The 25,700-nt window shown below is 63.6% G+C and carries 24 protein-coding genes; 8 read left to right on the top strand and 16 right to left on the bottom strand.

The window, feature by feature from the left end; translation table 11 throughout:
* The 5 genes from ABB26_RS09355 to ABB26_RS09335 form a co-directional block, all read right to left on the bottom strand.
* Positions 1-642 carry a LemA family protein gene (locus ABB26_RS09355; protein WP_057633458.1) on the bottom strand — a complete coding sequence of 214 codons (642 nt, stop codon included), beginning with the start codon at positions 640-642 and terminating at the stop codon, positions 1-3.
* Between the two features lie 141 nt (positions 643-783).
* Positions 784-1,533 carry a TerC family protein gene (locus ABB26_RS09350; RefSeq protein ID WP_057633440.1) on the bottom strand — a complete coding sequence of 250 codons (750 nt, stop codon included), beginning with the start codon at positions 1,531-1,533 and terminating at the stop codon, positions 784-786.
* Between the two features lie 55 nt (positions 1,534-1,588).
* Positions 1,589-1,969 carry a diacylglycerol kinase gene (locus ABB26_RS09345; RefSeq protein WP_057633456.1) on the bottom strand — a complete coding sequence of 127 codons (381 nt, stop codon included), beginning with the start codon at positions 1,967-1,969 and terminating at the stop codon, positions 1,589-1,591.
* Positions 1,970-2,118: 149 nt separating this feature from the next.
* On the bottom strand, positions 2,119-3,390 hold the full coding sequence (locus ABB26_RS09340) for a sensor histidine kinase (RefSeq protein WP_057633437.1): 1,272 nt from the start codon (positions 3,388-3,390) through the stop codon (positions 2,119-2,121).
* A 116-nt stretch (positions 3,391-3,506) separates the two neighbouring features.
* Positions 3,507-4,220: a response regulator transcription factor gene (locus tag ABB26_RS09335; protein ID WP_057633435.1), complete on the bottom strand. Its 714-nt coding sequence runs from the start codon at positions 4,218-4,220 to the stop codon at positions 3,507-3,509.
* Positions 4,221-4,483: 263 nt separating this feature from the next.
* On the opposite strand from ABB26_RS09335, the gene ABB26_RS09330 reads away from it, so the two are divergent.
* Positions 4,484-4,837, top strand: a complete 354-nt coding sequence (locus ABB26_RS09330) for a DMT family protein (RefSeq protein WP_057633454.1) — start codon at positions 4,484-4,486, stop codon at positions 4,835-4,837.
* An 83-nt stretch (positions 4,838-4,920) separates the two neighbouring features.
* Here the strand turns inward: ABB26_RS09330 and ABB26_RS09325 are convergent, their stop codons facing one another.
* The 4 genes from ABB26_RS09325 to ABB26_RS09310 all read right to left on the bottom strand — a co-directional run bounded on the left by ABB26_RS09325 (position 4,921) and on the right by ABB26_RS09310 (position 9,761).
* Positions 4,921-5,850 carry a DUF6607 family protein gene (locus ABB26_RS09325; protein ID WP_057633432.1) on the bottom strand — a complete coding sequence of 310 codons (930 nt, stop codon included), beginning with the start codon at positions 5,848-5,850 and terminating at the stop codon, positions 4,921-4,923.
* Between the two features lie 102 nt (positions 5,851-5,952).
* Positions 5,953-8,157 carry a TonB-dependent hemoglobin/transferrin/lactoferrin family receptor gene (locus ABB26_RS09320; protein WP_057633430.1) on the bottom strand — a complete coding sequence of 735 codons (2,205 nt, stop codon included), beginning with the start codon at positions 8,155-8,157 and terminating at the stop codon, positions 5,953-5,955.
* 152 nt (positions 8,158-8,309) lie between these two features.
* On the bottom strand, positions 8,310-8,504 hold the full coding sequence (hemP, locus tag ABB26_RS09315; RefSeq protein WP_057633428.1) for a hemin uptake protein HemP: 195 nt from the start codon (positions 8,502-8,504) through the stop codon (positions 8,310-8,312).
* A 285-nt stretch (positions 8,505-8,789) separates the two neighbouring features.
* Positions 8,790-9,761 carry a potassium channel beta subunit family protein gene (locus tag ABB26_RS09310; protein ID WP_057633426.1) on the bottom strand — a complete coding sequence of 324 codons (972 nt, stop codon included), beginning with the start codon at positions 9,759-9,761 and terminating at the stop codon, positions 8,790-8,792.
* Positions 9,762-9,961: 200 nt separating this feature from the next.
* Between ABB26_RS09310 and ABB26_RS09305 the strand changes: the two genes are divergently transcribed.
* From ABB26_RS09305 to dusB, 3 genes are all read left to right on the top strand, one after another.
* Positions 9,962-11,260, top strand: coding sequence for a NupC/NupG family nucleoside CNT transporter (locus ABB26_RS09305; RefSeq protein ID WP_057633423.1), 1,299 nt, complete (start codon positions 9,962-9,964; stop codon positions 11,258-11,260).
* Positions 11,261-11,290: 30 nt separating this feature from the next.
* Complete coding sequence (locus ABB26_RS09300) at positions 11,291-12,241, top strand: ribokinase (RefSeq protein WP_057633421.1); 951 nt, start codon at positions 11,291-11,293, stop codon at positions 12,239-12,241.
* Between the two features lie 95 nt (positions 12,242-12,336).
* Positions 12,337-13,335 (top strand): tRNA dihydrouridine synthase DusB, encoded by a 999-nt coding sequence (gene dusB / locus ABB26_RS09295; RefSeq protein ID WP_057633420.1) that lies wholly within the window; start codon positions 12,337-12,339, stop codon positions 13,333-13,335.
* 114 nt (positions 13,336-13,449) lie between these two features.
* Here dusB and proP read toward each other — a convergent pair whose 3' ends face one another.
* From proP to ABB26_RS09280, 3 genes are all read right to left on the bottom strand, one after another.
* Positions 13,450-14,979 (bottom strand): glycine betaine/L-proline transporter ProP, encoded by a 1,530-nt coding sequence (gene proP / locus ABB26_RS09290; protein WP_057633418.1) that lies wholly within the window; start codon positions 14,977-14,979, stop codon positions 13,450-13,452.
* A gap of 315 nt (positions 14,980-15,294) precedes the next feature.
* On the bottom strand, positions 15,295-15,702 hold the full coding sequence (locus tag ABB26_RS09285; protein WP_152982614.1) for a ribosomal maturation YjgA family protein: 408 nt from the start codon (positions 15,700-15,702) through the stop codon (positions 15,295-15,297).
* An 8-nt stretch (positions 15,703-15,710) separates the two neighbouring features.
* Entirely contained in the window at positions 15,711-16,265 is a 555-nt protein-coding gene (locus tag ABB26_RS09280; RefSeq protein WP_057633415.1) for a DUF3228 family protein, read from the bottom strand.
* Positions 16,266-16,430: 165 nt separating this feature from the next.
* Here ABB26_RS09280 and ABB26_RS09275 point away from each other — a divergent pair, with 165 nt between their 5' ends.
* The 3 genes from ABB26_RS09275 to ABB26_RS09265 all read left to right on the top strand — a co-directional run bounded on the left by ABB26_RS09275 (position 16,431) and on the right by ABB26_RS09265 (position 18,790).
* Positions 16,431-17,189 carry a COG4705 family protein gene (locus tag ABB26_RS09275; RefSeq protein WP_057633414.1) on the top strand — a complete coding sequence of 253 codons (759 nt, stop codon included), beginning with the start codon at positions 16,431-16,433 and terminating at the stop codon, positions 17,187-17,189.
* A 104-nt stretch (positions 17,190-17,293) separates the two neighbouring features.
* Entirely contained in the window at positions 17,294-18,124 is an 831-nt protein-coding gene (gene metF / locus ABB26_RS09270; protein ID WP_057633412.1) for a methylenetetrahydrofolate reductase [NAD(P)H], read from the top strand.
* Positions 18,125-18,181: 57 nt separating this feature from the next.
* Positions 18,182-18,790, top strand: coding sequence for a DUF4124 domain-containing protein (locus ABB26_RS09265; protein WP_057633411.1), 609 nt, complete (start codon positions 18,182-18,184; stop codon positions 18,788-18,790).
* Here ABB26_RS09265 and ABB26_RS09260 read toward each other — a convergent pair.
* From ABB26_RS09260 to ABB26_RS09250, 3 genes are all read right to left on the bottom strand, one after another.
* A complete protein-coding gene (locus tag ABB26_RS09260; protein WP_057633409.1) occupies positions 18,780-19,730 on the bottom strand; it encodes a Nudix family hydrolase in 951 nt (316 codons plus the stop codon). The genes ABB26_RS09265 and ABB26_RS09260 overlap by 11 nt on opposite strands.
* A 198-nt stretch (positions 19,731-19,928) precedes the next feature.
* Positions 19,929-22,655, bottom strand: a complete 2,727-nt coding sequence (gene secA / locus ABB26_RS09255; RefSeq protein WP_057633407.1) for a preprotein translocase subunit SecA — start codon at positions 22,653-22,655, stop codon at positions 19,929-19,931.
* A gap of 154 nt (positions 22,656-22,809) precedes the next feature.
* A complete protein-coding gene (locus ABB26_RS09250) occupies positions 22,810-23,760 on the bottom strand; it encodes a M23 family metallopeptidase (RefSeq protein ID WP_057633406.1) in 951 nt (316 codons plus the stop codon).
* A gap of 12 nt (positions 23,761-23,772) precedes the next feature.
* On the opposite strand from ABB26_RS09250, the gene ABB26_RS09245 reads away from it, so the two are divergent.
* Complete coding sequence (locus ABB26_RS09245) at positions 23,773-24,207, top strand: DciA family protein (RefSeq protein ID WP_057633405.1); 435 nt, start codon at positions 23,773-23,775, stop codon at positions 24,205-24,207.
* A gap of 445 nt (positions 24,208-24,652) precedes the next feature.
* On the opposite strand, the gene lpxC is transcribed toward ABB26_RS09245, so the two are convergent.
* The gene (gene lpxC, locus ABB26_RS09240; RefSeq protein ID WP_057633403.1) at positions 24,653-25,564 is read right to left on the bottom strand and encodes a UDP-3-O-acyl-N-acetylglucosamine deacetylase; all 912 of its coding nucleotides are present in this window, start codon (positions 25,562-25,564) and stop codon (positions 24,653-24,655) included.
* Positions 25,565-25,700 lie beyond the last annotated feature (136 nt).

Raw genomic sequence — 25,700 nt, 5'->3', positions numbered from 1 at the left:
TCACTGCGCCGGGGCCGGCGCTGGCGGCGGGCTCTGCTGCGGCTGCGTGGCCGGCTGCGGGCTGCCGAACTTCACTTCCGGCGGCTGCGAAATCTGCGCCTCGTTGTCGACGGTGAAATTGGGCTTGGCCGCATAACCGAACATCTTGGCGGTGATCACCTGCGGGAACGAGCGGATGTAGGTGTTGTAGTCCTGCACCAGCTGGATGTAACGGCCACGCGCCACGGTGATGCGGTTTTCGGTTCCTTCCAGCTGCGCCTGCAGATCGCGGAAATTCTGGTCCGACTTCAACGTCGGGTAGTTCTCGCTGACCACCAGCAGCCGCGACAGCGCGCTGCCCAGTTCACCCTGCGCCTGCTGGAACTGTTGCAGCGAGGCTGCATCATCGGCGTTGACCTGGATCTGCCCGACCTTGGCACGGGCGTTGGTGACCTCGGTCAGCACCTGCCGCTCCTGCTGGGCGTAGCCCTGCACGGTATTGACCAGGTTGGGGATCAGGTCGGCGCGGCGCTTGTATTGGTTCAGCACCTCGGACCAGCCGGCCTTGACCGCTTCGTCCTTCTGCTGGATGGCGTTGTAGCCACACCCGGAAATCGAAATCGCCGCGACGACAAGCAACATCAGGCGGAGGAACTGGCGCATGGTCGGACCCTTCAACGGCAGGAGCGCCGAGCATGCCACGGACCGGTGTGCAGCGCGTGCATACAGGAAGGGCCGGCAATGCCGGCCCTTCCGTTGCTGCAGGCGAACCTGACCGGCGTGGTGGCCGGCCAGATCACACACTTACCAGTTGTCCGCACCCGGCACGTGATGGGCCTTGGCGTTGCGGCGCATCAGCAGGTTCAGCCACTCCACCATCACCGAGAAGCCCATGGCGGCGTAGATGTAGGGCTTGGGCACGTGCACGTCCAGGCCATCAAGCACCAGCACCGCACCGACCAGCAGGATGAAGGCCAGCGCCAACAGCTTCACGGTGGGGTTGGCATCGATGAAACGGCCCAGTGGGTTGGCAGCCAGCAGCATCACCGCCACCGACAACAGCACCGCACAGACCATCACCGGCACGTGGTCGGCGATGCCGACGGCGGTGATCACCGAGTCCAGCGAGAACACGATGTCGATGATGGCGATCTGCGCGATCACCATGCCGAACGACGCCGTGGCCTTGGTGGTGGTCGGGTCGGCATCTTCGCCGCCGCTGACCAGCTCGCGGATTTCCTTGATGCCCTTGTAGAGCAGGAACAGACCACCCAGTACCAGCACCAGGTCACGGATGGAGATGCCCATGCCGAACACGTTGAACAGGTTGCTCTCCATGTGCGCCAGGTAAGCCAGCGACACCAGCAACATGATGCGGGTGATGCAGGCCACCGCGATGCCGACGCGACGTGCCACCGGGCGCTGATGCGCCGGCAGACGTCCCACGGCGATGGAGATGAACACCAGGTTGTCGATACCGAGCACGATTTCCAGCGCGCTCAACATGAACAGGGTCAACCACACATTGGGGTCGGCAAGAATCTCAAAAGACATGCAGGCAATCCTTAAACAAAAACGTCACTACCACCGCCGCCCGGCAGGTGGTTTCTCAAAGAAACCGCGGCACCAGGATCAAGCCCCAGCACAGCAGAACATTCATCATCAGCACGAACACCGCCGCCGAGCCCATGTCCTTGGCGCGCCCGGCCAGCACGTGGTACTCCGGGCCATAGCGCTCGATGACCGCCTCGATGGCCGAATTGGCCAGCTCCATCGCCAGCACCAGCAGCATCGAGCCGATCAGCAGCACCTGCTCGATGGGCCCCTGGCCCAGCCACAGCGCCAGCGGGGCCAGCACCACGAACAGGCAGACCTCCAGCCGGAACGAGGATTCGTGCAGCCAAGCGGCCTTCAAGCCCTGCCAGGACCACTGCGCCGCCTTGAAGATGCGGGCCGGCCCGCGCGGCATATGCCCGGTCTGATCAGCCACGGCGCACCTGGCCAGCAGCCACGCGACGGTCAAGACGGAATTGCCGGAACAGGAAGGCTGCCATGCAGGAGATACCGGGAGGGTGGAAAGCAATCGGCAATTTTGCCACATCTGCCCACCGCGCACCCCAAGCCCGGTTTCGGGGCACCTCAGCGGTAATGCAGGGTTGCCGTGGTGCCTTTGCCCTCGGCGCTTTCCAGGGTGATGCGCCAACCGCAGCGATCGCATAGCCGGCGCACGATGACCAAGCCCAGCCCGGCCCCTTGCGGCCGGCCTTCCTCGGCCCTGAAGAAGGGCTCGAACACCCGTGACAACGCTTCACTGCTCATGCCGATGCCGGTGTCCCGCACCACGACCCTGCCCTCGGCCACCCGCACCTCGATTTCGCCGACATCGGTGTACTGGCAGGCATTGCGCAACAGATTGCCCACCACGACATGCATCACCCGGGGAGGCGCGACCATCGGTTGTGGGCCGTCAATCAGCACGCGCAGCTCAACCGGCTTGCCGACCAGCAACTCCGCGATCGCTTCCACTTCCTGGCGCACCACGTCGCCCACGTCGAACGGCTCGGACAATGGCTCCACATCGGTTTCGCGTGCGAGCAGCAGGAATGCATCGACGATGGCCTCCATGTCCCGACCGGAGCGCTGGATACGCTGCAGCCCCCGCTGCAAGCGCGGGGTGAGCCCCGAATCGGCCAGCGCCATGTCACTGGCCATGCGGATCACCGTCAGTGGCGTGCGCAGCTCATGACTGGCATCACGGGTGAAATTGCGCTCGCGCGCGACGTGCTCGCTGACCCTGCCAGCCATGCCATGCAGCGCAAGTGCCAGCTGCCGGGCCTCGCCCTTCACTTCGGTCGGCAGTTGCTCCGGTGCCAGCTCGCTGGCATCGGGATACCGCGGATCCCAGCGCGCCACCCGCCGCGCCAGCCAGTTCACGGGGGATACCGCCCGCCATGAAGCCCGATAGGTCAACCATGACAGCGCGTAGATCGCCAGCAGCACCAGCGTCACCGGCAGCACGCCCAGCCAGAACACCGCCCGGCGCGCCTGTGACTGCGGGAACACCAGATAGAGCCGACCTTCGGGCTTCTGATCCACCAGCACCAGTTGGTCGGATGCTTCCAACGCATGGAAGCCCGGCAACAGCGGGCGTAGATCCGCCGGAACGGACTCGCCGGGCCAGCCATCGGCCAGCAGGTAGCCACGGATGTAACGGGTGTTGGGCAGGGGCGCCTCCGACGACTGCGCATGCAATGACCAGTAGTGCCGCGCTTCGTCGCCCAGCACCACCTTCACCAGCCCATATTCAATCAACAGGGCTACCAGATAGCCGCCCAGCAGCACGCCCAGGCTTGCCAGCAACGCCTGCACAATGAACGCGACTCTGATCTTGTGCGGCAAGCCGTACGGCATTGCGTCCGCCCCCCTGAACCGCCGTGATTATAGGGACTGACCGCCTGCCACCGACGCTATACCCAACACAACCAACCGCCGCCTCACCCTCGGCGGCGGTCCTACCAACCCGGTGTTCAGCCCATTGGCTGGCCGATATCGGCGATGCGATAGCCGGCGCTCTGCACCGTGTGCAGCAACGGACGATCGAACGGCTTGTCGATGATCTTGCGCAGGTTGTACAGATGACTGCGCAGGGTGTCCGAATCGGGCAGGCCGTTGCCCCAGATCTCACGCTCGATCTCCTGCCGGGTAACCACCCGGGGCGATTCGCGCATCAGTATCGTGAGCAGGCGCAGACCAATGGGCGAAAGCTGCAGCTCGCTGCCGGCACGGGTGGCCCGCATGCTCACCGGGTCCAGCACCAGATCGGCTACCTTCAGGACCTCGGCGCCTACCTGACGGCGTTCGCGGCGGATCAGCGCACGCAGGCGTGCTTCCAGTTCCTGGATCGCGAACGGTTTGGTCAGGTAATCATCGGCGCCGTAGCCCAGGCCGGTGAGTTTGTCGTCGAGGGTGTCACGCGCGGTCAGCATCAATACCGGCGTTGACTTGCGTGCCTCGTTGCGCAGGCGCCGGCAGACTTCGATGCCGTCCAGGCGCGGCAGCATCAGGTCCAACACCACCACGTCGTAGCTGTTCTCGGCTGCCAGCCGGTAGCCATCAAGGCCATCGACCGCATAGTCCACTTCAAAGCCCTTGCCTTCCAGGTACTCGCCAATCATCTCGGAGATGTTGCGGTTGTCCTCGACAACCAACACGAGTCCGGACGATTCCTTGGTCTGTCGCATGGAGCCTCCTTAGTCTTCAGCTTTGTGAAAGATGCCGGATGGCAAGTAGAAACCATGTGAAGGCATCCGCCGTATTTGTTTTACTTGCAACCAATTCCACTGCGCAATCGGGACGCGTGCACGCGCCCGGGTTTGAATCCACCTGCGCGCGGCAGGGCGGCGGCTCACGCCGCACGCCGCACGCCGCACTTTCAGGAATGGCCCCGTTTAGAACCGATGACATCGCAGGCCTATGCTATCGGCCCGTCTCGATGAACCTGCCCATGCCTGCCCCGCCCTTCACTGCCTATCTGTATCCGGTGTTGCTGTTGATCGCCAGCAACGTATTCATGACCGTGGCCTGGTATGGCCACCTGAAGTACAAATCGGCACCGCTGATGACCGTCATCCTGGTCAGCTGGGGCATCGCCTTCTTCGAGTACTGCCTGCAGGTGCCCGGCAACCGTCTGGGCAGCGCGGTGTATTCGGCGCCACAGCTCAAAGGCATGCAGGAAGTGATCACCCTGCTGGTGTTCGCGGTGTTCTCGGCTACCTATCTGGACCAACCGTTGAAGTGGAACCACTGGGCTGCGTTCGCGCTGATCGTGGTGGCGGCGCTGTTGATGTTCAAGGAATAGCGGGGGCAGGCACGGGATGCTCCCTGCTCCATCTCCGTCGATGTCATGCAAACAGAAAGGCCCCGCAATGCGGGGCCTCTCGTTTACTTGACTACTGCCGGTTCAACGTACTGTTTGAACACCGCATCGATCTTCGCGGCATCCACCGCCGCGCCATCCTTGACGGCTTCGGCCTGCTCGAACAGCGGAATGATCATCGCCATGCCGTCGAGCTTGGTCTTCAGGTGCACGCCTGGTGCTTTGCCGAGGAATCCCTCCCAGCGCTGGCGCACCTGTGCCCAGAAGCCCGACGTGCCCTTCCAGTAGGAGTAGGCTGGCGCGAAATCCACTTCAGTGGTTTTGATGTAATCGTTGAAGCCGAACTCGCGCGCGATTTCTACCTGGCTGCCATCGGCGTTGCGCTGCACCTTGGTATTGAACTGCTCGTGCGTCCAGCCATTGGGCGTGAGGGTGTGCCGGTTCACCACCGCCAGCGCGTTGTAGTCGCTGCGTTTGGTGTATTCACGACGCGGCAACGGACGCCAGCTGAGATCGCTGGTCCAGGTCGGCACGTTGTTGTCGTAGCTCCACTTGCCGGTGCCGCAGTAACGCGGCGCATCACTGACTTCGTAGACGCATTGGGTCCAGGCACCCTGATTCACCGCGACCGGGATGGTGCGCACCTGCCAGGTCTGGTCGGCACTGAACTCAAAGCGATTGCCCGCTTCGTACACCCAGTCCTGGCGCCAATGCTTGGTGACATGACCGCTCTTCTCGTCCACCAGCAGATGCTGCAGCACGATGCGCTGCGGCGTGTCCTCGATCACGATCACCACTTCATTGCCGCCGCTGCGCATGGCTGCCGCGCGCTCATAGCCAGGCTTGAGCAGGACGGTTTCGTCGAAGGCGAAATCCACGGTGTACTCACCCTGCATGGCCAGGATGGAATCATGGTCACGGATGCTGGCGGGTGCTGCGCTGGCGGCACCGCAGGCGGTGGCGAGCAACAACAGGCTGGCGTGATGGAGCTTCATGGAGCGTTCCTTTGTGCGTTGCGAAGGGAGAATGGCCGTCCATGGCCGCAGTCGTTCCTTCAGAGGCGGGTCCTGGAGAAACCGGAGAGAGAGGCTTTTCTGTTACCAGGACACCGCGACACTGGCCGATACGGTGCGCCCCGGATTGCTGTAGCGGTCGACGACCGTGCTGCCGGAGGCCAGCGTCGAGGTGATGCTGGACCAGTCGATGTAGTTGCGATCGGCCAGGTTGAACACGCCGACGTTGAACTTGGCGCCGGGCGCGAACTCCCAATGCCCCATCAGGTCGAGCACGCCATAGCCCGCCGGCCGATAGGCGTCCGCATCGGCGATGCGGGTCTTGCGCTTGGCAAAGGTGCCGGCCAGCTCCACGCCCCACGCATCGCGGTCATACATCAGGCCGACGGTGCCACGCAGCGGATCCACCGAATCCAGTGGCACATCCTCGGTGCGGTTCTGCCCATGCGACCACGCCAGTGCGCTGCGCAGCGACCAGCCGTCCAGCACAGCGGTGAGCTGGCCGAAATCCACACCGGCCTTCAATTCGGCACCATAGATGCGGGCTTCGGAGATGTTCTGCGACTGGAACACCAGCAGGCCCTGTGCATTGCGACCGACATTGCGCTGCGACTCGATGAAATCCTTGTAGTCGTTCCAGTAGCCGCTGACGCTGACATAGGCGGCGGGAGTCAGGTAACGCATGCCCAGTTCGACGCCATTGCTGGTTTCCGGCTTCAGGTCCGGATTGGGAATGGCGGTGTAACCGAACATGACATTGGTGAAACCGAGATTGACGTCGTTGTACGGCGGCGAACGGAATCCGTGCGAGTAGCCGGCAAACAGTGACCACTCATCATCGAAACGCCACACCATGCCCAGCTTCGGCGACACGCTGGTCTTGCTCAGTGAAGCGACCGGCATGTCCGGGTTGTCCTCGCGGAAAATGCTGTCCAGCTCCGGCGAGAGCCGGTAGTGATCCACGCGCAGGCCCGGCACCAGCGACAGCCGCCCGCCCGCCAGGCGCATTTCATCCTGCACATAGAGGCCCAGCTCGGTGGTCTTGCTGATGGGGAAATCACGCACCGGGAAGGCGTCGGGAAGAATGGTCGTGCTGGTATTGCCATTGGCCAGTACCTGGAAGCCATCACGCTTCTGGTGGACCTCGGTCCATGCACCATCAAAGCCCCAGGTCAGCGCGTGTTCGACATCACCGGTCTGCAGACCCTTGTTGAACTGTGCCTGTGCGCCATACACGCGCTGGTCGAAATTGAACTCGCGGTGGCGACGGCTGCCATTGGTGCGGTTCTCGTTGGTGACCTGCGTGGTCTCGCTGTCCTGGCGGTACACCTGCCAGCGCAGGCTGTCGGCGAATGCCGTGTCCAGCGCATCCATTTCATGTGCGAACGAAACGCGCATGCGCGTCTGCTTGTCGTGCGCAGTCATGCCGGTGGTGGTGCGCACGGAAGGCGTTGGATGCTTGTCGTTGATCGATGAATACACGTCGGTATCGGTGATGTCTTCGTTGCCTTCCACGGTCAGGCGGAAGCGCTGGCTTTCGTCCGGCGCATAGACCAGCTTGGACAGCACGCTGCGGCCGTCGCGCTCCTGCGGGTTGGGCGCGGTGCGGGTGTAGTCGCGGCTGCGGACATCGCCCTTGTTGTCGGTTTCCTGGCCTTGGCGGTGGTTGACGTTGACCATGCCGCTCCAGCGCTCACCGCCAAAGGCGGTGGTGACACTGCCCAGCAAGCCCTGCCAATCGCCGTCGTAGCCGAACTTGAGGCCGACGTAGCTGTCCTTGCCGTCCTTCAGGTAATCGGCCGGGTCCTTGGTGACGAAGGCCACCACGCCACCCAGTGCATCGGAGCCGTACAGCGAACTGGCGGGGCCGCGCACGATTTCCACGCGCTTGAGCGTTTCCAGATCAGTGAAGTTGCGGTTGGCATTGGCGAAGTTGCCGATGTCGAAGCTTTTCGGCATGGCGATGCCGTCGGTCTGGATCAACACACGGTTGCTGTCCAGGCCACGGATGCGGAAACCGCCCAGGCCAAAACGCGTGGCATTGCGGGTGACCGAGATGCCCGGCTCATAACGGACCAGATCGGCGATGTCGTGCACGAGCTGGTTGTCCAACTGCTCGCGGTCGATGACGTCCACGGTCGCGGCAACGTCGCTGACGGCACGCTCGGTACGGGTGGCGGTGACCTGCACGCGGTCAAAATCACGCGTGTCGGCCGACGCCGCTGTTTCGGCGTGCACGGGAGAAAGTACCGCCCACAGGGCAGCACTCAGAACAGTTGGACGAATCATGGAAGCCTGGAATCCGTTGGAGATGCGGAACCCTTGGCGGAACGACCGGGTTGCCTGGAGGACAACCCGGCCGCGGCCAAGGGGGGAGAGAGAGGTGTGCTTCAGTCGGGCAAGGCGCGCAGTGGCGCGCCTACAGGCAATGCCGCCTGCGGTTACTTGGTCAGGATCAACTTGTCGTTGCTGGTGTGGCGCAAGCGATAGAACTTGTCGCCATGCTGGATGACGATTTCACGCTGCCCCTTGAGCAGGGCGCCGCTGTCGACAACGCCGTCAGCCGACATCAACTGGACCGGGCGCTGCGGCAGGTGGAGGGTACGGGGGCGAAGCAGGATGGGCTGAGCGGACATCGTGGTGATTCCGTGCTGGGGACGGAGTTGATGATAATGATTCTCAATACCAATGCAAGACCCATTCGCAAAAACTTTCTCCCCTTCCCCGCAGGAGGGCTTTCGACCGCGAGCCGGGGGAGGCTCCAGCGGCAGCCGGGCCCGGCGCTTGCAGCCAAGCGACGGGGTTGCATTGCCTGCGCCGGGTTTGAAGCCGCCCCTACCGTGCTGTCGCGAACAGCAGAACGGCCCGGTACGAAGCCGGGCCATTCTGGATTACATCATCACAATCGAAACGCGCTGCGATCAGCCAAAAATGGCTTCAATCCGCTGCCAGTCCTGCGCATCCACACGCTCCAGCACATCCAGCGCACGCAGGTTCTCCTCCAGCTGACTCACGCGGCTCGCGCCCAGGATCACGCTGGACACGTTCGGGTTGCGCAGACACCAGGCGATGGCCAGCTGCGCCGGCGACTCCCCCAGTTCCGCCGCCAGCGCGCTGAACCTGCGTACCTTGCCCAGGCGGTCAGCGGCCGGCTCGCCCAGCACCGCGGTCTGCAGCCATTCCAGCGAGGGCTGGCCCAGCCGCGAATCGGTGGCGATGCCGTCGTTGTACTTGCCGGTCAACAGGCCCGAGGCCAGCGGCGACCAGATGGTGGTGCCCAGCCCGGCATCGGCGTACAGCGGCGCGTACTCCTGCTCCACGCGCTGACGGTGCAGCAGGTTGTACTGCGGCTGCTCCATCGTCGGTGCATAGAGGTGATTGGCGCGGGCAAAGGCCACCGCTTCGGCAATCTGCGCACCGGACCATTCCGAGGTGCCCCAATACAGCACCTTGCCTTGGCGCACGAGCGTATCCATGGCCAGCACGGTCTCGCTGATCGGGGTTTCCGGGTCCGGACGGTGGCAGTAGTACAGGTCCAGATACTCCACCCGCAGGCGCTTGAGCGCGGCGTGGCAGGCATCGGTGACGTGCTTGCGCGACAGCCCGCGCTGGGTCGGCGCCGGGTCCTCCGCCGAGCCGAAGAACACCTTGCTGGACACCACGAAGCCATCGCGCGGCAGGCGCAGGTCGGCGATCACATCACCCATCACCTGCTCGGCGCGGCCCTTGGCATAACCCTCGGCGTTGTCGAAGAAGTTGACCCCGTTGTCCCAGGCGGCGGCGACCAGGTTGCGGGACTCATCGCGCCCGATCTGGCTGCCAAAGGTCACCCAGGCGCCAAAGGACAGGGCGGAAAGCTGCAGGCCGGACGACCCGAGACGACGGTATTGCATGGCTCACTCCAGGATTTCAGACCGCGTCATCGGCGCGGATGGGCGCTAAGTGTAACTGCCCGGCCCGCCCGTTCAGGCCCCAGACCTTGCCGATACCGGCGCAATCCGGGCAGTTGGCTGCATATGCCTCGAAGATTCTTGCCGGGCATAAGCCGCTGCTCTAGGCTTGCGTCTTTTGCGGGCTCGCCCGGGGATTCATCATGGTCGAAGGTTTGGGCAGGATTGGCTTCGGCCTCTTCGGCCTGGCGGTGCTTTTGGGCATCACCTGGCTGTTTTCGAACAACAAGAAGGCGGTGGACTGGAAACTGGTTGCTACCGGTATCACGCTGCAGATCGCCTTTGCCGCGCTGGTGCTGCTGGTTCCCGGCGGACGCGACGTGTTCGACTGGCTGGGCAAGGGCTTCGTCAAGATCCTGAGCTTCGTCAATGAAGGTTCCAACTTCATTTTCGGCAGCCTGATGGATGTACCCAAATACGGCTTCATCTTTGCCTTCCAGGTACTGCCGACCATCATCTTCTTCTCGGCGCTGATGGGCGTGATGTATCACCTGGGCGTGATGCAGGCCATCGTGCGGGTCATGGCCGCGGCCATCACCAAGGTGATGCGCGTGTCCGGCGCTGAAACCACCAGCGTCTGCGCCAGCGTCTTCATCGGCCAGACCGAGGCGCCGCTGACCGTGCGCCCGTACATCTCCAAGATGACCCAGTCCGAGCTGATCACGATGATGATCGGCGGCATGGCGCACATCGCCGGCGGCGTGCTGGCCGCTTATGTGGGCATGCTGGGTGGCGGCGATCCCGCCGCGCAGGCGTTCTACGCCAAGCACCTGCTGGCCGCCTCGATCATGGCCGCCCCGGCCACGCTGGTGATCGCCAAGCTGCTGGTGCCGGAAACCGGTACCCCGCTGACCCGCGGCACGGTGAAGATGGAAGTGGAGAAGACCTCGTCCAACATCATCGACGCTGCTGCAGGCGGCGCCGCTGACGGCCTGCGCCTGGCATTGAACATCGGTGCGATGCTGCTGGCCTTCATCGCCCTGATCGCCCTGCTCAATGCGCCGCTGACCTGGATCGGTGACGTCACCGGCCTGGCCCAGGCCATCGGCAAGCCGACCAACCTGGCCACCATCTTCGGCTATGTGCTGGCCCCGATTGCCTGGGTGATCGGTACGCCGTGGGCCGATGCCACCACCGTCGGCTCGCTGATCGGGCAGAAGGTCGTGATCAACGAGTTCGTGGCTTACATGGACCTGTCGGAGATCATCAAGGGCAACGTCCCGGGCGTCACCCTGAGCGAAGAAGGCCGCCTGATCGCCACCTACGCCCTGTGCGGTTTCGCCAACTTCAGCTCCATCGCCATCCAGATCGGTGGCATTGGCGGCCTGGCACCGGACCGTCGCCAGGACCTGGCCAAGTTCGGCCTGCGCGCGGTACTGGGCGGCACCGTTGCCACCCTGATGACCGCCACCATCGCCGGCGTGCTGACCCATTTCGGCTGATTCATCAGCCACCTTAGAGACGTAGATTCCATGAGTTCTGTTGTCGTTGCCGGTTCTTTCAATGTCGACCACGTCTGGCGCTGCGATGCCCTGCCCGCGCCAGGGGCGACCATTGCCGGGCGCTACAGCACCGGCCCCGGCGGCAAGGGCTTCAACCAGGCCGTGGCGGCCCGCCGTGCCGGTGCCGAGGCCAGCTTCGTCTGCGCCCTGGGCGAAGACGCTGGTGGCACGCTGGCGCGCCAGCTGGCGGCGGCTGACGGCATCGTGCTGGTGGCCGAAGCCAGCAATGAGCCGACCGGCACCGCCGGCATCTACGTCGACGGCCGTGGCCGCAACTCCATCGTGATCGGCGCCGGCGCCAATGCGTCGCTGAGCACCGAGTTCATGGCCGCCAATACGGCCCTGATCGGCAACGCCAAGGTATTGCTGGCGCAGCTGGAATCGCCGGTGGAAACGATCGAGGCCGCCCTCGGCCTGGCCCGTGAAGCCGGTGTACTGACAATGCTCAACGCTGCACCGGCCAATGCGCCGTCGACCATCAGCCTGCTCAAGCTGGCCGATGTGCTCACCCCGAACGAGACCGAATTCGCCGCCCTGCTCGGTCGCCATGTCGGCGAGCGCCTGGAAGCGGACGACGTGGCCGCACTCGATGGCGCCAGCCTGCATGCACTGTGCCGCAAGCTGTCGGGCAACACCGTGGTGGTGACGCTGGGCGCGGTGGGCGTGTTCGTCTCGCATGACGAAGACAAGCTGCGTGGCGACAGCCAGCCGTACTACCGCATCGCCGCCGAGTCGGTGCAGGTGGTGGATACCACCGGCGCCGGCGATGCCTTCAACGGTGCGCTGGCCGCCTCGCTGGCATATGCCCCGGAAGCCTCGTTCATCAAGCACGTGCGCTTTGCCAATCAGTACGCCGCCCGCTCCACCGAGCAGGAAGGCGCAGCGGTGTCGATGCCGCGGATGACCCCGGCCGACGTCTGAGTCCCCGCTACATCACGTGATCCCATGACGGCCCGGAAACGGGCCGTCATGCCGTTCAGGCGCCACACGCTTGTTCGGCAACTACAATACGCAGCATGCAGATCGGCCCCTACACCATTGCCCCGAACGTGGTGCTCGCGCCCATGGCGGGCGTCACCGACAAACCGTTCCGGCAGCTGTGCAAGCGGCTGGGCGCGGGTCTTGCCGCGTCTGAAATGACCATCAGCGATCCGCGCTTCTGGAACACCCGCAAGTCCATCCACCGCATGGACCACGCCGGCGAACCGGCGCCGATCAGCGTGCAGATCGCCGGCACCGAACCGCAGCAGCTGGCCGAGGCGGCGCGCTACAACGTTGACCACGGTGCGCAGATCATCGACATCAACATGGGCTGCCCGGCCAAGAAGGTATGCAACGCCTGGGCCGGCTCGGCACTGATGCGTGATGAGGCACTGGTGGCGCGCATCCTTGAAGCGGTGGTCAATGCGGTCCCGGTGCCGGTCACTTTGAAGATCCGCACCGGTTGGTGCGCCGACGTGCGCAACGCACCGACCATCGCCCGCATCGCCGAAGACAGCGGCATCGCCGCATTGGCCGTGCATGGGCGTACCCGCGACCAGCACTACACCGGCCAGGCCGAGTACGACACCATCGCCGGTATCAAGGCGATGCTGCGCATCCCGGTGCTGGCCAATGGCGACATCGACTCGCCCCGGAAAGCCGAGCAGGTGCTCAAGCACACCGGCGCCGATGCGGTGATGGTCGGCCGCGCGGCGCAGGGCCGGCCGTGGATCTTCCGCGAGATCGGCCACTACCTGGCAACCGGCGAAGAACTACCGCCGCCGTCGCTGCAGGAAGTGCGTGACATCCTGATCGCGCACCTCATCGACCTGCACGCCTTCTACGGCGAACCGCAAGGCGTGCGGATCGCGCGCAAGCACCTGGGTTGGTACGCCAAGGATCGACCCGAAAATGCCGCCTTCCGTGCCGTGGTCAACGCCGCCGAAAGCGCCGACGCGCAGTTGCGCCTGACCGGCGACTATTTCGATGCCCTGATCGCAGGTGAGCGGCCGGCATTGTCGCCAGCCGCTTGATCCACGCGACGCCTTCCACCACGCCACCCAACCTGGCCCCGGTGAGCACAGCGCACCCGGCAAGCTCGTATCGCGGCGTTTCGCGGAAGCAACCGGCAATCCGCGCTCAATCCATCACACCAGGTCAGGATGCCGGTCGACCAGGGCCTGCTTGCGTTGCTGCAGATCGCTGATCCGGATCTGCAAGCCATCGATCTTCGCGTCCAGGTCGTCCACGCTCGCTTCGATGTGGTCGTAGGCCTCCTGCAACAACTCGCGCGCCTCGCGGCGGCTGGACGCATTGGGCGTATCACCATGCAGCGGGCGATTGGCGGTTTCACGCATCAACAGGGCGGTCGCCAGACCCACCACGGCCACCACCATCAAGTAGTACGCCGGCATCATCAGATCGCCGGTCGCTTCCACCAACCATGCGGCCGCCGTCGGTGTCAGGCCACACACGATCACCGAGATGTTGAAGGCCGTCGCCAATGCGCTGTAACGCACGCGCGTGGGGAACATCGCTGGCAGCGTCGAGGCCATCACCCCGATCAGGCAGTTCAACAACACCGCCAACAGCAACAGGCCGACAAAGATCCAACCGATGTTGCCGCTGTTGATCAGGCGGAACGCCGGAATCGCCGCAAGCAATAAACCGACGCTGCCGGCGGCGATGAACGGCCTGCGGCCGACCCGGTCACTGGCCCAGCCCACCAGGGGCTGCACGAACAACATGCCGATCATCACCACGATGATGATGAGCACACCGTGATCCTCGGAGTAGTGCAGGTTGTGTGACAGATACGTCGGCATGTAGGTCAGCAGCATGTAGTAGGTCACGTTGGTGACCAGCACGATGCCCACGCATGCGAGCAACGAGCGCCAATACCTGGTGGTGATTTCCCGGAAGGAGATGCGCGGCGCGCTTCCCACTGCGTCCTGATCCTCCTTTTCCATGCGCTCCAGCTGCTCGGTGAAGGCCGGTGTTTCCTCCGCGGCGTTGCGCAGATACAGGCCGATCAAGCCCAGCGGTGCAGCCAGGAAGAACGGCACGCGCCAGCCCCACTCCAGGAAACGCGCCTCGCCGAGGATGCTGCTCAGCACCACCACGACACCGGCACCCAGTACAAAGCCGGCGATCGAGCCGAAATCCAACCAGCTGCTGAGGAAGCCACGTTTGCGATCCGGCGCGAACTCGGCCACGAACACCGCCGCACCGGTGTACTCGCCGCCCACCGAGAAACCCTGCACCAATTTGCACACCAGCAGCAGAATCGGCGCGAGTATCCCGATGCTTTCATACGACGGAATCAAACCGATGCAGAACGTACTGATCGCCATCAGGATGATGGTGGCCGACAGCACTTTCTGCCGGCCGAACTTGTCTCCCATCACACCGAAGAACACGCCTCCCAATGGACGCACCAGGAACGGCACCGAGAACGTACCGAGCGCGGCGATGGTCTGCACGCTGGGCGATGCATCGGGAAAGAACACCTTGCCAAGGGCATAGGCAACAAAGCCGTAGACACCGAAGTCGAACCATTCCATTGCGTTGCCAAGCGCAGCGGCGGTGACGGCCTTTTTGACTCTGCCCTTGTCGATGACGGTGATGTCGTCGATCTGCAGCGGCTCATTACGAATAGCGGATTCACCTGTAGACATGCAGGACCAGTCCTCCCATGAGTGAGTAGGATGCGTGCAGGGCCTGGAGACAATGAATCCAGCGCAGGCCGCGATGCGCACGAATGAATGACCCGCAGCGGCGCTGCAGGAACGGTCGGGGACAGAAAGAACCAGGAACAAGCCTGGAAAGGCGAAACGCCGGCTGTCCAGATACCCAGGCGTGAATGCCCTGCGCGAAGCGCGTGGAGTACCGAGCCGATTTATTCTACGCAAGCAGGTGTTAAGACCGCCTAAAGATCAGGCCGAGCGCGCATTCATCCGCTAGCGCGATTGCCTTCAACACGTTCGATGGAATTACGCCGGAACAAGTGCATTTTTACCGGAAACAACCAGCGCCATCGCAATGCAGCCGATCGCGTAACAGACGATATCGCCCCACGAGAAAGTGTTGCCGATCACCGTATACATCACATCGCCACGTACGAATCCCAGCAACTCGGCGAGCCGGAAATACTGCGCGAACTCAATGCAGCAGGCGAACACGAACACCGCCAGCAGCAGCACATGGTCATGGATGCGCAACACACTGCGCGCAGCGGCATAGATCAGTATCACCACCAGCACGTCGCCCAGATACGCGCGTATCCATGAGACATGCGGCAACTGCGTGGCGATGACTACTTCCATCGCGAACACCACCAGTGCCAGCAGGGCATGTGGCCAGCTGAAACCCAAGGCCAGCCGTTGATGCGAAATCGGCATGCCCGCGCTCATCGCCAGTTCGCATTGCGTTCCCAGAACGCGACCGCATCGCGATAGGCATCGCGATCCATCGGCACGCCGGAGCCCCCTTCTTCCACACCCAGTGCATTGCGCATCATCGTGATCGGGGCCATCGGAATTTCTGCTGGTTCCGCGGTGTACAGGCAGCCCACCACACCCCACTCCGCCTCAATGATTGAACCTTCTTTTTCCAGCTGTTCGCGGCTGTACATGATGACCACCAGATAGTCGGCAACCGGCGACTCCACGCCTTCAAACCAGCGCACCAACACCGGCAGTTCTTCGCGCGTGCGCGCTTCATACGCCGAACGCAGCAGATGGCGGTTGTCGTCGGTGATCGGGACCGTCAGGCAGCGGGTGCTGGTCCAGTTGCGGTAGACGAACAACTTGCAGAACGGCGCATAGCCATCGATCACCTTGTCCGGCGCATGCGCGTTCAAGTGCTGCTCGAACTGCTCGGCGCTGCAGTCCTGGATGGTATTGGGGCGCGGCGTACGTGGAAACAACCGGGTATGGGCAAACGCGGTGAGATGGATGGACATGGCAACGTCTTTCGGAGGCTGAGCACATTGTCGGTGATCGGCGCTCACCTTGGCAGTGGCGCCGTATTGAACGGCAGGAAAACACCGCTGCGGTGCCCGCAAGGTTACGACAGGGCTCCGACGTCCGCGCGCTGACAGTACGCACCGTCCCTGCAGAGCATTGCCATGCGCCCTAAGGATTCCCACGATGCAATCAAGGTGCCTGCCATCACCCTCGGCTTCTGGGTCATCAAGATATTGGCCACGACGCTGGGCGAAGTCGGCGGTGATGCGGTCAGCATGTCGATGGGGCTGGGCTATCTGTTGAGCACGGCATTTTTCGCCGTGGTGTTTGCCCTCGCGGTCGCCGCACAGATCCGTGCACGCGCCTTTCACCCCTGGCTTTACTGGTCGGCCATCATTGCCAGCACCACCGTTGGCACCACCCTGGCCGACTATGTGAACCGCTCGCTTGGGCTGGGCTATAGCGGCGGCAGCATGTTGCTGCTGTCGCTGCTGCTGGCGTCGTTGTGGCTGTGGAAGCAAGCGACCGGTTCGATCTCCGTCTCCAGCATCGACACGCCGCGCAGTGAGTTTTTCTACTGGCTGACCATTACCTTCTCGCAGACGCTGGGTACCGCGCTTGGCGATTGGGTCGCCGACACCCAGGGGCTGGGCTATAGCGGCGGCATCGCCCTGTTTTCCGGCCTGCTCGCCCTGATCACCCTGCTTTACGCCACCACCCGGATACCGCGCACGCTGTTGTTCTGGTCGGCCTTCGTGCTCACCCGGCCACTGGGTGCCGTGGTGGGCGACTACCTGGACAAGCCCCTCGACCACGGTGGCCTGGCCTTGAGCCGCTACGCCGGCACCGTACTGTTGCTGCTGGTTATTGCCGCCTGCGTCGCCTGGCTGCCGCAACGACCGGCCACGCGGGCGCACTGAGGCCAGCACACAACCTGATCGCGGTCTCGCCTGAAACCATTGCACATCCATCTTGATGGAGAGATATAATGCCGAGCATTCCGATATATGCCCGGCTGCTATCCATGACCGCGATCAGCTTCGAGTTCTATCCCCCCAAGACCGACGACCAGCGTGCCCAGCTGGATCGCACCGCTGCCAAGCTCAAGGTTCACACCCCCGAATACGTGTCCTGCACGTTCGGTGCGGGCGGATCGACCCTGAGCTACACCTCCGAAACCGTACGCCACCTCAACCAGCACCATGGCCTGCAGGCAGCCCCGCACCTGTCATGCGTGGGCGGCACCCGCGAGGAAATCCGTGAGCTGCTCAAGCTGTACCGTGCCATCGGCGTGAAGCGCCTGGTGGCCCTGCGTGGCGACCTGCCCTCGGGCATGGGCTTCCCCGGCGACCTGCGCTACGCCTCCGAGCTGATCGCCTTCATCCGTGCCGAGCACGGCGATGCCTTCCGCATCGAGGTCGGGGCCTATCCGGAGACTCATCCCCAGGCCAGCGATGCATTGGCCGACCTGCGTCACTTCAAGACCAAGATCGACGCCGGTGCCGACGCCGCCATCACTCAGTATTTCTACAACGCCGATGCGTACTTCCACTTCGTCGATGCCGCACGCAAACTCGGGGTGGATGTGCCCATCATTCCCGGCGTGATGCCGATCTCCAATTTCAGCCAGTTGCGGCGTTTCTCCGAGCAATGCGGCGCCGAGATCCCGCGTTGGATCAGCAAGCGCATGCAGGCCTTTGGCGATGATGTCGAATCGGTGCGCGACTTCGGCGCCGACGTGGTCGCAACGTTGTGCGAACGCCTGATCAGCGGCGGCGCACCATCGCTGCATTTCTATACGCTGAACCTGGCCAAGCCGACCCACGCCGTACTGCAACGTCTGCGCAGCGCCTGATCAACAACGCCACCGCCGTCACGTCCTGCCAACCGCCACAACCGCTACGCTTGCGCGATGCGAACCGCGTTGCTGCTGTTGTTGTCTTCCTGCCTTGCCCTGTTGGCGTTCAACGCGCATGCACAGCAGGTCAATCGCTGCACCAACACACAGGGCCAGACGGTTTACGGCGACAAACCCTGCGAGGTCATGGGCGCCCGCGCGCGATTGCTGCCGGCACGCCCAACCGGCGGCAGCGGGCTCTATCGCGACAGCTGCGCACGGCGTCTCAGTGAGCTGGTCGGGCAGATTCAATCCGCCGCACAAGCCCAGGATGCCAACCGCCTGTCCAGCATCTATCTCTGGAACGGATTGTCCACCGCTGCCGCTACCCAGGTGATGGATCGCCTGCACGAAATCGTGCAGCGCCCGCTGCTGGATATCGCGCCGGTGTTTCCCGAAGCGCCCGTCTACGAGCCAGCCCCTACCGAACCGTTCACCTACGCCGACGGCACCCCCGTGGATCCAGCGCAGTCCGCGACGGTCCCGGTCATCAGCAATGCCGCCCCGCCCGCTCGGCGGCCGGTCGCGCTGCGGCTGGAGCAGACGCTGCCACGCAGCAGCACGCCCACGCGTACCGTGTTTCGGCTGCGGCGCCAATACAACTGCTTCTGGATCACGCTGTAGGCGCAGGCCACAGCGAACGGATCGCCGCCACGCCCAACGCACCATGCCGGCGCGAGGTCTCGATATCGGCAGCAGCCATCCCACCGATCGCGTAGATCGGCAACGACACCTGTTCGCGCAGTCGCTCGAAGGCCTCCCAGCCCAACGGCACCGCGCCGGGATGCGTCGCGGTGGGCTGCACCGGGCCCAGCACGACAAAGTCACAGCCCAACCGCTGTGCGGCCTGCAGCTGCACCAGGTCGTGACAGGATGCGGCCACCGGCAGCGACTCCGGCAGTGGCCGCGCCGACAGCGACAGCAGCTGCTCGCCACCCAGATGCACGCCCACCCCCAGCTCGCGCGCCAGCGCGATGTCTCGGTTGAGCAGCACATCCACCTGGGAGGCAAAACGCTCGGCCGCATTGCGCGCCAACGCGGCACGGTCTTCAGCCTGCGGCGTGCGCAGGTGAACGCGCCGGATGCCACCTTCAATCGCCGCGCCGATACCGCCCAACCATGCATCCGCCCCGTACACGGGCTCAGGCGTGACCAGATACCGGTCAGGCTGGCGCAGGGCGGCCACGACCGGCAGATCGGCCGGCGGCATCGAGTAGCGCGACAGCTTGTCCGGCGTCACCCAGGTGATGGCCTGGCCCTCACGACCGCGTGCCGAGCCCTTCCAGTCACGCACCATGCGCACTTCCAGGCGCAGCCGTTTGTCCGGGTAAAGCTGCGGCACTTCCATCAGCCACTCACCGATCTGTGCGTCGATGCCGAGCTCCTCGTGCAGCTCACGCACCAACGCCTGTTCCGAAGTTTCGCCGGGCTCGCGCTTCCCTCCCGGGAATTCCCATAACCCCGCCATGTCGCTGTTGCCGGTACGGCGGTTGAGCAGGATGCGGCCCCGCGCGTCAGTGATGACGGCAGCCACGACATGGATCGAGCGAAGGGGTGAATTCATTGCCTGAGAATGCCGAAAACGAGGCCAGACACGCAACGGGCATGTACAGGCGGGAGGGGGTAGAAGACGAAGCCCAGCCCTGCTGGGCACGAGGTCTCCCGGCACGACACCAGCGGCGCATGGCCCCAGGGCTGCGGTGCAGCCAGCGCGCGCAGGCCCGCATACGAAAAACCCCGCTTCCGCGGGGTTTTTCATCAATCAGTTCAACTGCCCGTGGCAGTGCTTGAACTTCTTGCCGCTGCCGCAGGGGCACGGATCGTTGCGACCGACCTTCGGTTCCTCACGGGTGACCTGCGCGACACCGGCTTCGACCTGCGCAGCTTCTTCGTCCGCGCTGTAGCTGCCGTTGTCCTGGTGCTGGAACTGCGACATCTGCAGACGTGCTTCGGCCTGCTGGCGCTCCAGGGCCTCCATCGCGGCGACCTCTTCCTCGCTGCGCACGCGCACGCGCGACAACAGGTTGATCACTTCGCTCTTGACGTCCTCCAGCATCTGCGAGAACAACTCGAAGGCTTCCTTCTTGTACTCCTGCTTGGGCTGCTTCTGTGCGTAACCACGCAGGTAGATGCCCTGGCGCAGGTAATCCATGCGTGCCAGATGCTCCTTCCAGCTCTGGTCGAGCACGGTCAGCATCACGTGCTTCTCCAGCGCGCGCATGGTGTCGCCGCCAACGGCCACTTCCTTCTGCGCGAAGTGCTCTTCCATCCGCTCGACGACCTTCTGCGCGATGGCATCGGCGTCCAGTTCTTCGTGCTGCTTGACCAGGCCCACCAGGTCCATCTGCACGCCCAGCTCGGAGTCCAGCGTGGCCTGCAGGCCAGCCAGGTCCCACTGATCGTCCACCGAATTCGGCGGCACGAAACGGGCGACCAGATCGTAGATCACATCGCCGCGGATACCGTCGATGTTTTCCTTCACCGACTCGGCGTCCAGCAGTTCATCACGCTGGGAGTAGATCACCTTGCGCTGGTCGTTGTTGACGTCGTCGAAGTCCAGCAGGTTCTTGCGGATGTCGAAGTTGTGCGCTTCCACCTTGCGCTGCGCCTTCTCGATCTGACGGCTGACCATGCGGTCTTCGATGACGTCGTCTTCCTTCATGCCCATCATGCGCATCGCCTTCTGCACCCAGTCAGAGGCAAAGATGCGCATCAGGTTGTCTTCCAGCGACAGGTAGAAGCGGGACGAACCCGGGTCACCCTGACGACCGGAACGGCCGCGCAGCTGGTTGTCGATACGGCGCGACTCATGGCGCTCGGTACCGACGATGTGCAGACCGCCAGCGGCCTTCACGGCTTCGTGGCGCTCCTGCCAGGCAGCCTTCACCGCGGCCTTCTGCTCGTCGCTGATGTCTTCACCCAGCTCATGCAGTTCGGTCTCCAGCGAACCGCCGAGCACGATGTCGGTACCACGGCCTGCCATGTTGGTGGCGATGGTCACCGAGCCCGGACGACCGGCGTTGGCGACGATGCTGGCCTCGCGGTCATGCTGCTTGGCGTTGAGCACTTCGTGCTTCACGCCCGCCTTGCGCAGGTGCTCGGACAACATCTCCGAGGTTTCAATCGAGGTGGTACCCACCAGCACCGGCTGACCGCGCTTGGCGCACTCTTCGATGTCGGCCAGCACCGCGTTGAACTTGCCCTGGCGGTTGAGGAACACCTGATCCGGGTAGTCCTTGCGCACGGTCGGCTTGTTGGTCGGAATCACCACCACTTCCAGGCCGTAGATGCTCTGGAACTCGAAGGCTTCCGTATCGGCCGTACCGGTCATGCCGGACAGCTTCTTGTACATGCGGAACAGGTTCTGGAACGTGATGCTGGCCAGCGTCTGGTTCTCACGCTGTACCGGCACGCCCTCCTTCGCTTCCACCGCCTGGTGCAGGCCATCGGACCAGCGGCGGCCGGCCAGCGTACGACCGGTGAATTCATCGACGATCACCACTTCGCCATCGCGCACGATGTAGTCCACGTCGCGCTGGTAGATGGCGTGCGCGCGCAGTGCGGCGTTGAGATGGTGAACGACGGTCAGGTTCTGCGCGGCGTACAGGCCGTTGTCGTTGTCTTCACCGATGATGCCGGCTTCGCGCAGCAGTGCTTCAGCGTGCTCCATGCCCGCTTCGGACAGGTGCACCTGCTTGCCCTTTTCATCGACCCAGTAATCACCCTCACCGTCTTCGGCCTCCTGCTTGATCAGGTGCGGCACGACGCGGTTGACGCGGATGTACAGCTCCGGGGAATCATCGGCGGGGCCGGAAATGATCAGCGGCGTACGCGCTTCGTCGATCAGGATCGAGTCGACTTCGTCGACGATGGCGTAGTGCAGGCCACGCTGGTAACGATCGGCCTTGCTCAGCGCCATGTTGTCGCGCAGGTAGTCGAAGCCGAATTCGTTGTTGGTGCCGTAGGTGATGTCGCTGCCATAGGCTTCGCGCTTGTCACCGTGCGGCATGCCCGGGTAGACCACGCCCACGCTCAGGCCCAGCCAGTTGTACAGCTTGCCCATCTGCGCGGCGTCGCGGCGAGCCAGGTAGTCATTGACCGTGACCACATGCACGCCCTTGCCTTCCAGCGCGTTGAGGTAGACCGGCAGCGTTGCCACCAGCGTCTTGCCTTCACCGGTGCGCATTTCAGCGATCTTGCCCAGGTGCAGCACCATGCCGCCGATCAGCTGCACGTCGTAATGGCGCATGCCCAATACGCGCAGGGATGCTTCACGGCAGACCGCGAAGGCCTCCGGCAGCACCTTGTCCAGTGCTTCGCCAGCGGCGATGCGCTCGCGGAACTCAGGCGTCTTGGCCTTCAGCTGGTCATCGGAGAGCTTCTGGATCTCCGGCTCCAAGGCATTGATCTTGGCGACGATACGGTTGAGCTGACGCAACTGGCGTTCATTACGACTGCCAAAAACGCGGGTAAGCAGGCTGTTGATCATTGAAGGAACCGGTTTGAATGAAATGCCGTATGACAGGCAGGCCCCTGGGACCGCCCTCACAAACGAAACAGGGCGCAATGCGCCCTGTCTATGGCAACGCCTATTGTAGCTTGGGGCGGGGGCTTGGCGATTCAAGCTCCCTCCCCCGCTTTTGTCAGCCGCGGCTGAGACGCCCCACGGGCGTATTGCCACCCTCGCCCAGGAACTTGCGCGGGTTCATCACCTGGCCGTTCTGCCAGACCTCGAAATGCACGTGGGCGCCAGTGGAACGGCCCGTGGAACCGGCCTTGGCCACTTCCTGCCCGGCACGGACCAGGCTGCCCTCACGCACGGTCAGGCGCGAGTTGTGCGCGTACAGGGTCTTGTAGCCATTGCCATGGTCGATCTCGACCACGTTGCCGTAGCCGCCCTTGACCCCGGAATAGCTGACCACACCGTCGGCCACGGCCATCACCGGGTCACCCACGCGTGCATGGAAGTCCATGCCCTTGTGGTTGCCGGCACCGCGACCGAACGGATCGGCGCGGGTACCGAAACTGGAGGTGATGTAGGTGTTGCTGATCGGCATGCGCGATGGCACGGCGTTCTGCTCGAGCTGGTGATCGAACAACAGCGATTCCAGCACCGACAACTGCTTGCCTGAAGCAGCGAAACGCTGCTCCAGCACCTGTAAGTCGGTGACGACGGCGTTGGCCGGGATGTCCTGGGTCGGGCCCGGCTCGCCTTCACCCATACCGGGCGTTTCATTGAAGTCGAACTCGCCGTCCTGCAGCTTGCCCATCTGGGTCAAGCGGTCACCCAGCGCGTTGAGCCGCGTGGCCTGCGCCTGCAGTTCACCCAGGCGGGCGGCAAGTGCATTGACCTGGGTCTGCGCGTCGGCGCGCACCTTGGCCAGCTCCTGTTCCTGCCGGTCGACCTTGGTCTGCAGGGCCGAATCCCCCACCATGCCCAGTGCCAGGCTCGACGCCAGGCCCATCAGGCAACCCAACCCGAGTACGCTGCCCAGCAACGCCTTGGGGCGATCCTCGAAATACATCTGAACACGCGCCAGCGACGTCTTGGCCTGCCGTTCACGCGTTTTGATTACGATCTTTTTAAATGTCATTGAAGAATTCTTATGTCTGAGCCGAAATCCAGCGTTCGTTCCCGTTCCGCGCCCAAACAGGCGCTGGAAGCGGCGATGGCGGACAAAGCTGGAAACCCGTTGCGGCGAGCCCTGTGGCTCGATGCGTTGGACCGGCAATTGCGCCCCCATCTGCCGCCGGCGCTGGCAAACCGTTGCCGGTTGGCCAATGTGGACGGCGAACACCTCGTTTTTCTCGTCGAGTCGCCGGTGTGGCATGCCAAAGTGCGGCTTGCCGAAGACCAGCTGATCGACGCGGCCCGATCCATCGGGCTGAAGGCCACGCGAGTGACCGTCAAGACTGCCACTGCGCCCCCGCACTCCCCAGTGCGTAATGACCAGCGCAGTACCGCAGTATCGGAAGCCACGCATAAAGGCCTGCGTGACGCCCTGGCTGCCCTCCAGGATGTGAAATCCTCGCGATCCTGAAATCCGGGAGCCCTACCGGCCCCGGCTCCCGCCGCTGACCCGGAGGGTCGAAGCAGGAAGCCGGAGGAATCCTAGCGGTGGATTGGCCCCCGGGAGTTAGTCTTTTGTTAATTTTTCGCTAAATTCAGGCTCGAACCCTTACTGGGTTCACAAATCCATGACATGGCCGCTTTCAGTCCTAGGAATCTGGCGGCGCTCTTACGCATGAGCCGCCCGAAGACCACGCACCCAGCCATGCTGGTACCGGCATGACTGGACCCAATCCCGGCAGTACAGCCGGTAGCGCCGACCATCAGGCTGGTGACCCGGGGAGCATGGCGCCACTTTGGCTGGCGCGAACCGAAGCGTGCACTGCTTCATTGGCCTGCATGTCCCGTGCGTATCCGGCACCCGGACAGCAGAACGGCCGGTTCGACCGGCCGTTTCAGCATCACAGGACCACGCCTCAGGCGTAGGCAGGCAGCCCGTAGACCACCGGATCAGCAGCGACCGGGGAGTCATAGCTGGCCCATTCCCAGGCACTTTCATCGGCCAACAAGGCGCGCACCAGCTTGTTGTTGAGCGCGTGGCCGGACTTGAAGCCGTCGTAGGCACCCAGCACCTGGCCGCCGGCCAGATAGAGGTCACCGATGGCGTCGAGGATCTTGTGGCGCACGAACTCGTCGACGTAACGCAGGCCGTCTTCGTTCAATACGCGGAATTCGTCCAGCACGATGGCGTTGTCCATCGAGCCGCCCAGGCCCAGGTTGCGCTCACGCATGTACTCCAGGTCACGCATGAAGCCAAACGTACGGGCGCGGGAAATTTCCTTGACGTAAGCAGCGGTTGAGAATTCGATCTCCGCACGCGACTGCTTGGCCGGAATCATTGGGTGGTCGAACTGGATGGTGAAACCCAGCTTGTAGCCTTCATACGGATCGAAGCGGGCAATCTTGTCGCCGTCGCGCACTTCCACTGTCTTGAGGATGCGCAGGAAACGCTTGGGCGCATCCTGTTCGACGACCCCCGCCGACTGCAGCAGGAACACGAACGGGCCGGAAGAGCCGTCCATGATCGGTAGCTCGGCCGAAGACAACTCCACGATCACGTTGTCCACGCCAAGGCCGGCCAGGGCCGACATCAGGTGTTCGACGGTCTGGATCTTGGCGCCTTCGCAGGTGAGCCCGGTGCACAGGGTCACCTCGGTGACCAGATCGGCGCGTGCCGGCACCACCACCACCGGGTCAAGATCGACCCGACGGAACACGACGCCATGGTTCACCGGCGCAGGGCGCAACGTCATATAGACCTTGTCACCGCTGTGCAGGCCGACGCCGGTGGCGCGGATCGTATTCTTGAGTGTGCGTTGCTGGATCATGGGTGCGGAACCGGATAAGCCGCGCATGCGCGGCTGGGGACAAACAAGAATAACACGCGTTAACAACCACCCCGAAAACGCCAGACAACGGCAGCTCATGCGGGGAGCGACGGAAAATGCCGCCGGGCCGATCCTG

This window comes from Stenotrophomonas humi (genome assembly GCF_001431415.1).
Taxonomy (GTDB): Bacteria; Pseudomonadota; Gammaproteobacteria; order Xanthomonadales; family Xanthomonadaceae; genus Stenotrophomonas; species Stenotrophomonas humi.
Note: the sequence above shows the minus strand (reverse complement) of the source record. Positions and strands in the feature narration are given on the sequence as shown.

What these genes read in the sequence shown, in the direction of transcription:
- ABB26_RS09355 (WP_057633458.1), bottom strand. Translation starts at nt 642, where the DNA reads ATGCGCCAGTTCCTCCGCCTGATGTTGCTTGTCGTCGCGGCGATTTCG.
- ABB26_RS09350 (WP_057633440.1), bottom strand. Translation starts at nt 1,533, where the DNA reads ATGTCTTTTGAGATTCTTGCCGACCCCAATGTGTGGTTGACCCTGTTC.
- ABB26_RS09340 (WP_057633437.1), bottom strand. Translation starts at nt 3,390, where the DNA reads ATGCCGTACGGCTTGCCGCACAAGATCAGAGTCGCGTTCATTGTGCAG.
- ABB26_RS09335 (WP_057633435.1), bottom strand. Translation starts at nt 4,220, where the DNA reads ATGCGACAGACCAAGGAATCGTCCGGACTCGTGTTGGTTGTCGAGGAC.
- ABB26_RS09330 (WP_057633454.1), top strand. Translation starts at nt 4,484, where the DNA reads ATGCCTGCCCCGCCCTTCACTGCCTATCTGTATCCGGTGTTGCTGTTG.
- ABB26_RS09325 (WP_057633432.1), bottom strand. Translation starts at nt 5,850, where the DNA reads ATGAAGCTCCATCACGCCAGCCTGTTGTTGCTCGCCACCGCCTGCGGT.
- ABB26_RS09320 (WP_057633430.1), bottom strand. Translation starts at nt 8,157, where the DNA reads ATGATTCGTCCAACTGTTCTGAGTGCTGCCCTGTGGGCGGTACTTTCT.
- hemP (WP_057633428.1), bottom strand. Translation starts at nt 8,504, where the DNA reads ATGTCCGCTCAGCCCATCCTGCTTCGCCCCCGTACCCTCCACCTGCCG.
- ABB26_RS09310 (WP_057633426.1), bottom strand. Translation starts at nt 9,761, where the DNA reads ATGCAATACCGTCGTCTCGGGTCGTCCGGCCTGCAGCTTTCCGCCCTG.
- ABB26_RS09305 (WP_057633423.1), top strand. Translation starts at nt 9,962, where the DNA reads ATGGTCGAAGGTTTGGGCAGGATTGGCTTCGGCCTCTTCGGCCTGGCG.
- ABB26_RS09300 (WP_057633421.1), top strand. Translation starts at nt 11,291, where the DNA reads ATGAGTTCTGTTGTCGTTGCCGGTTCTTTCAATGTCGACCACGTCTGG.
- dusB (WP_057633420.1), top strand. Translation starts at nt 12,337, where the DNA reads ATGCAGATCGGCCCCTACACCATTGCCCCGAACGTGGTGCTCGCGCCC.
- proP (WP_057633418.1), bottom strand. Translation starts at nt 14,979, where the DNA reads ATGTCTACAGGTGAATCCGCTATTCGTAATGAGCCGCTGCAGATCGAC.
- ABB26_RS09285 (WP_152982614.1), bottom strand. Translation starts at nt 15,702, where the DNA reads ATGCCGATTTCGCATCAACGGCTGGCCTTGGGTTTCAGCTGGCCACAT.
- ABB26_RS09280 (WP_057633415.1), bottom strand. Translation starts at nt 16,265, where the DNA reads ATGTCCATCCATCTCACCGCGTTTGCCCATACCCGGTTGTTTCCACGT.
- ABB26_RS09275 (WP_057633414.1), top strand. Translation starts at nt 16,431, where the DNA reads ATGCGCCCTAAGGATTCCCACGATGCAATCAAGGTGCCTGCCATCACC.
- metF (WP_057633412.1), top strand. Translation starts at nt 17,294, where the DNA reads ATGACCGCGATCAGCTTCGAGTTCTATCCCCCCAAGACCGACGACCAG.
- ABB26_RS09265 (WP_057633411.1), top strand. Translation starts at nt 18,182, where the DNA reads ATGCGAACCGCGTTGCTGCTGTTGTTGTCTTCCTGCCTTGCCCTGTTG.
- ABB26_RS09260 (WP_057633409.1), bottom strand. Translation starts at nt 19,730, where the DNA reads ATGAATTCACCCCTTCGCTCGATCCATGTCGTGGCTGCCGTCATCACT.
- secA (WP_057633407.1), bottom strand. Translation starts at nt 22,655, where the DNA reads ATGATCAACAGCCTGCTTACCCGCGTTTTTGGCAGTCGTAATGAACGC.
- ABB26_RS09250 (WP_057633406.1), bottom strand. Translation starts at nt 23,760, where the DNA reads ATGACATTTAAAAAGATCGTAATCAAAACGCGTGAACGGCAGGCCAAG.
- ABB26_RS09245 (WP_057633405.1), top strand. Translation starts at nt 23,773, where the DNA reads ATGTCTGAGCCGAAATCCAGCGTTCGTTCCCGTTCCGCGCCCAAACAG.
- lpxC (WP_057633403.1), bottom strand. Translation starts at nt 25,564, where the DNA reads ATGATCCAGCAACGCACACTCAAGAATACGATCCGCGCCACCGGCGTC.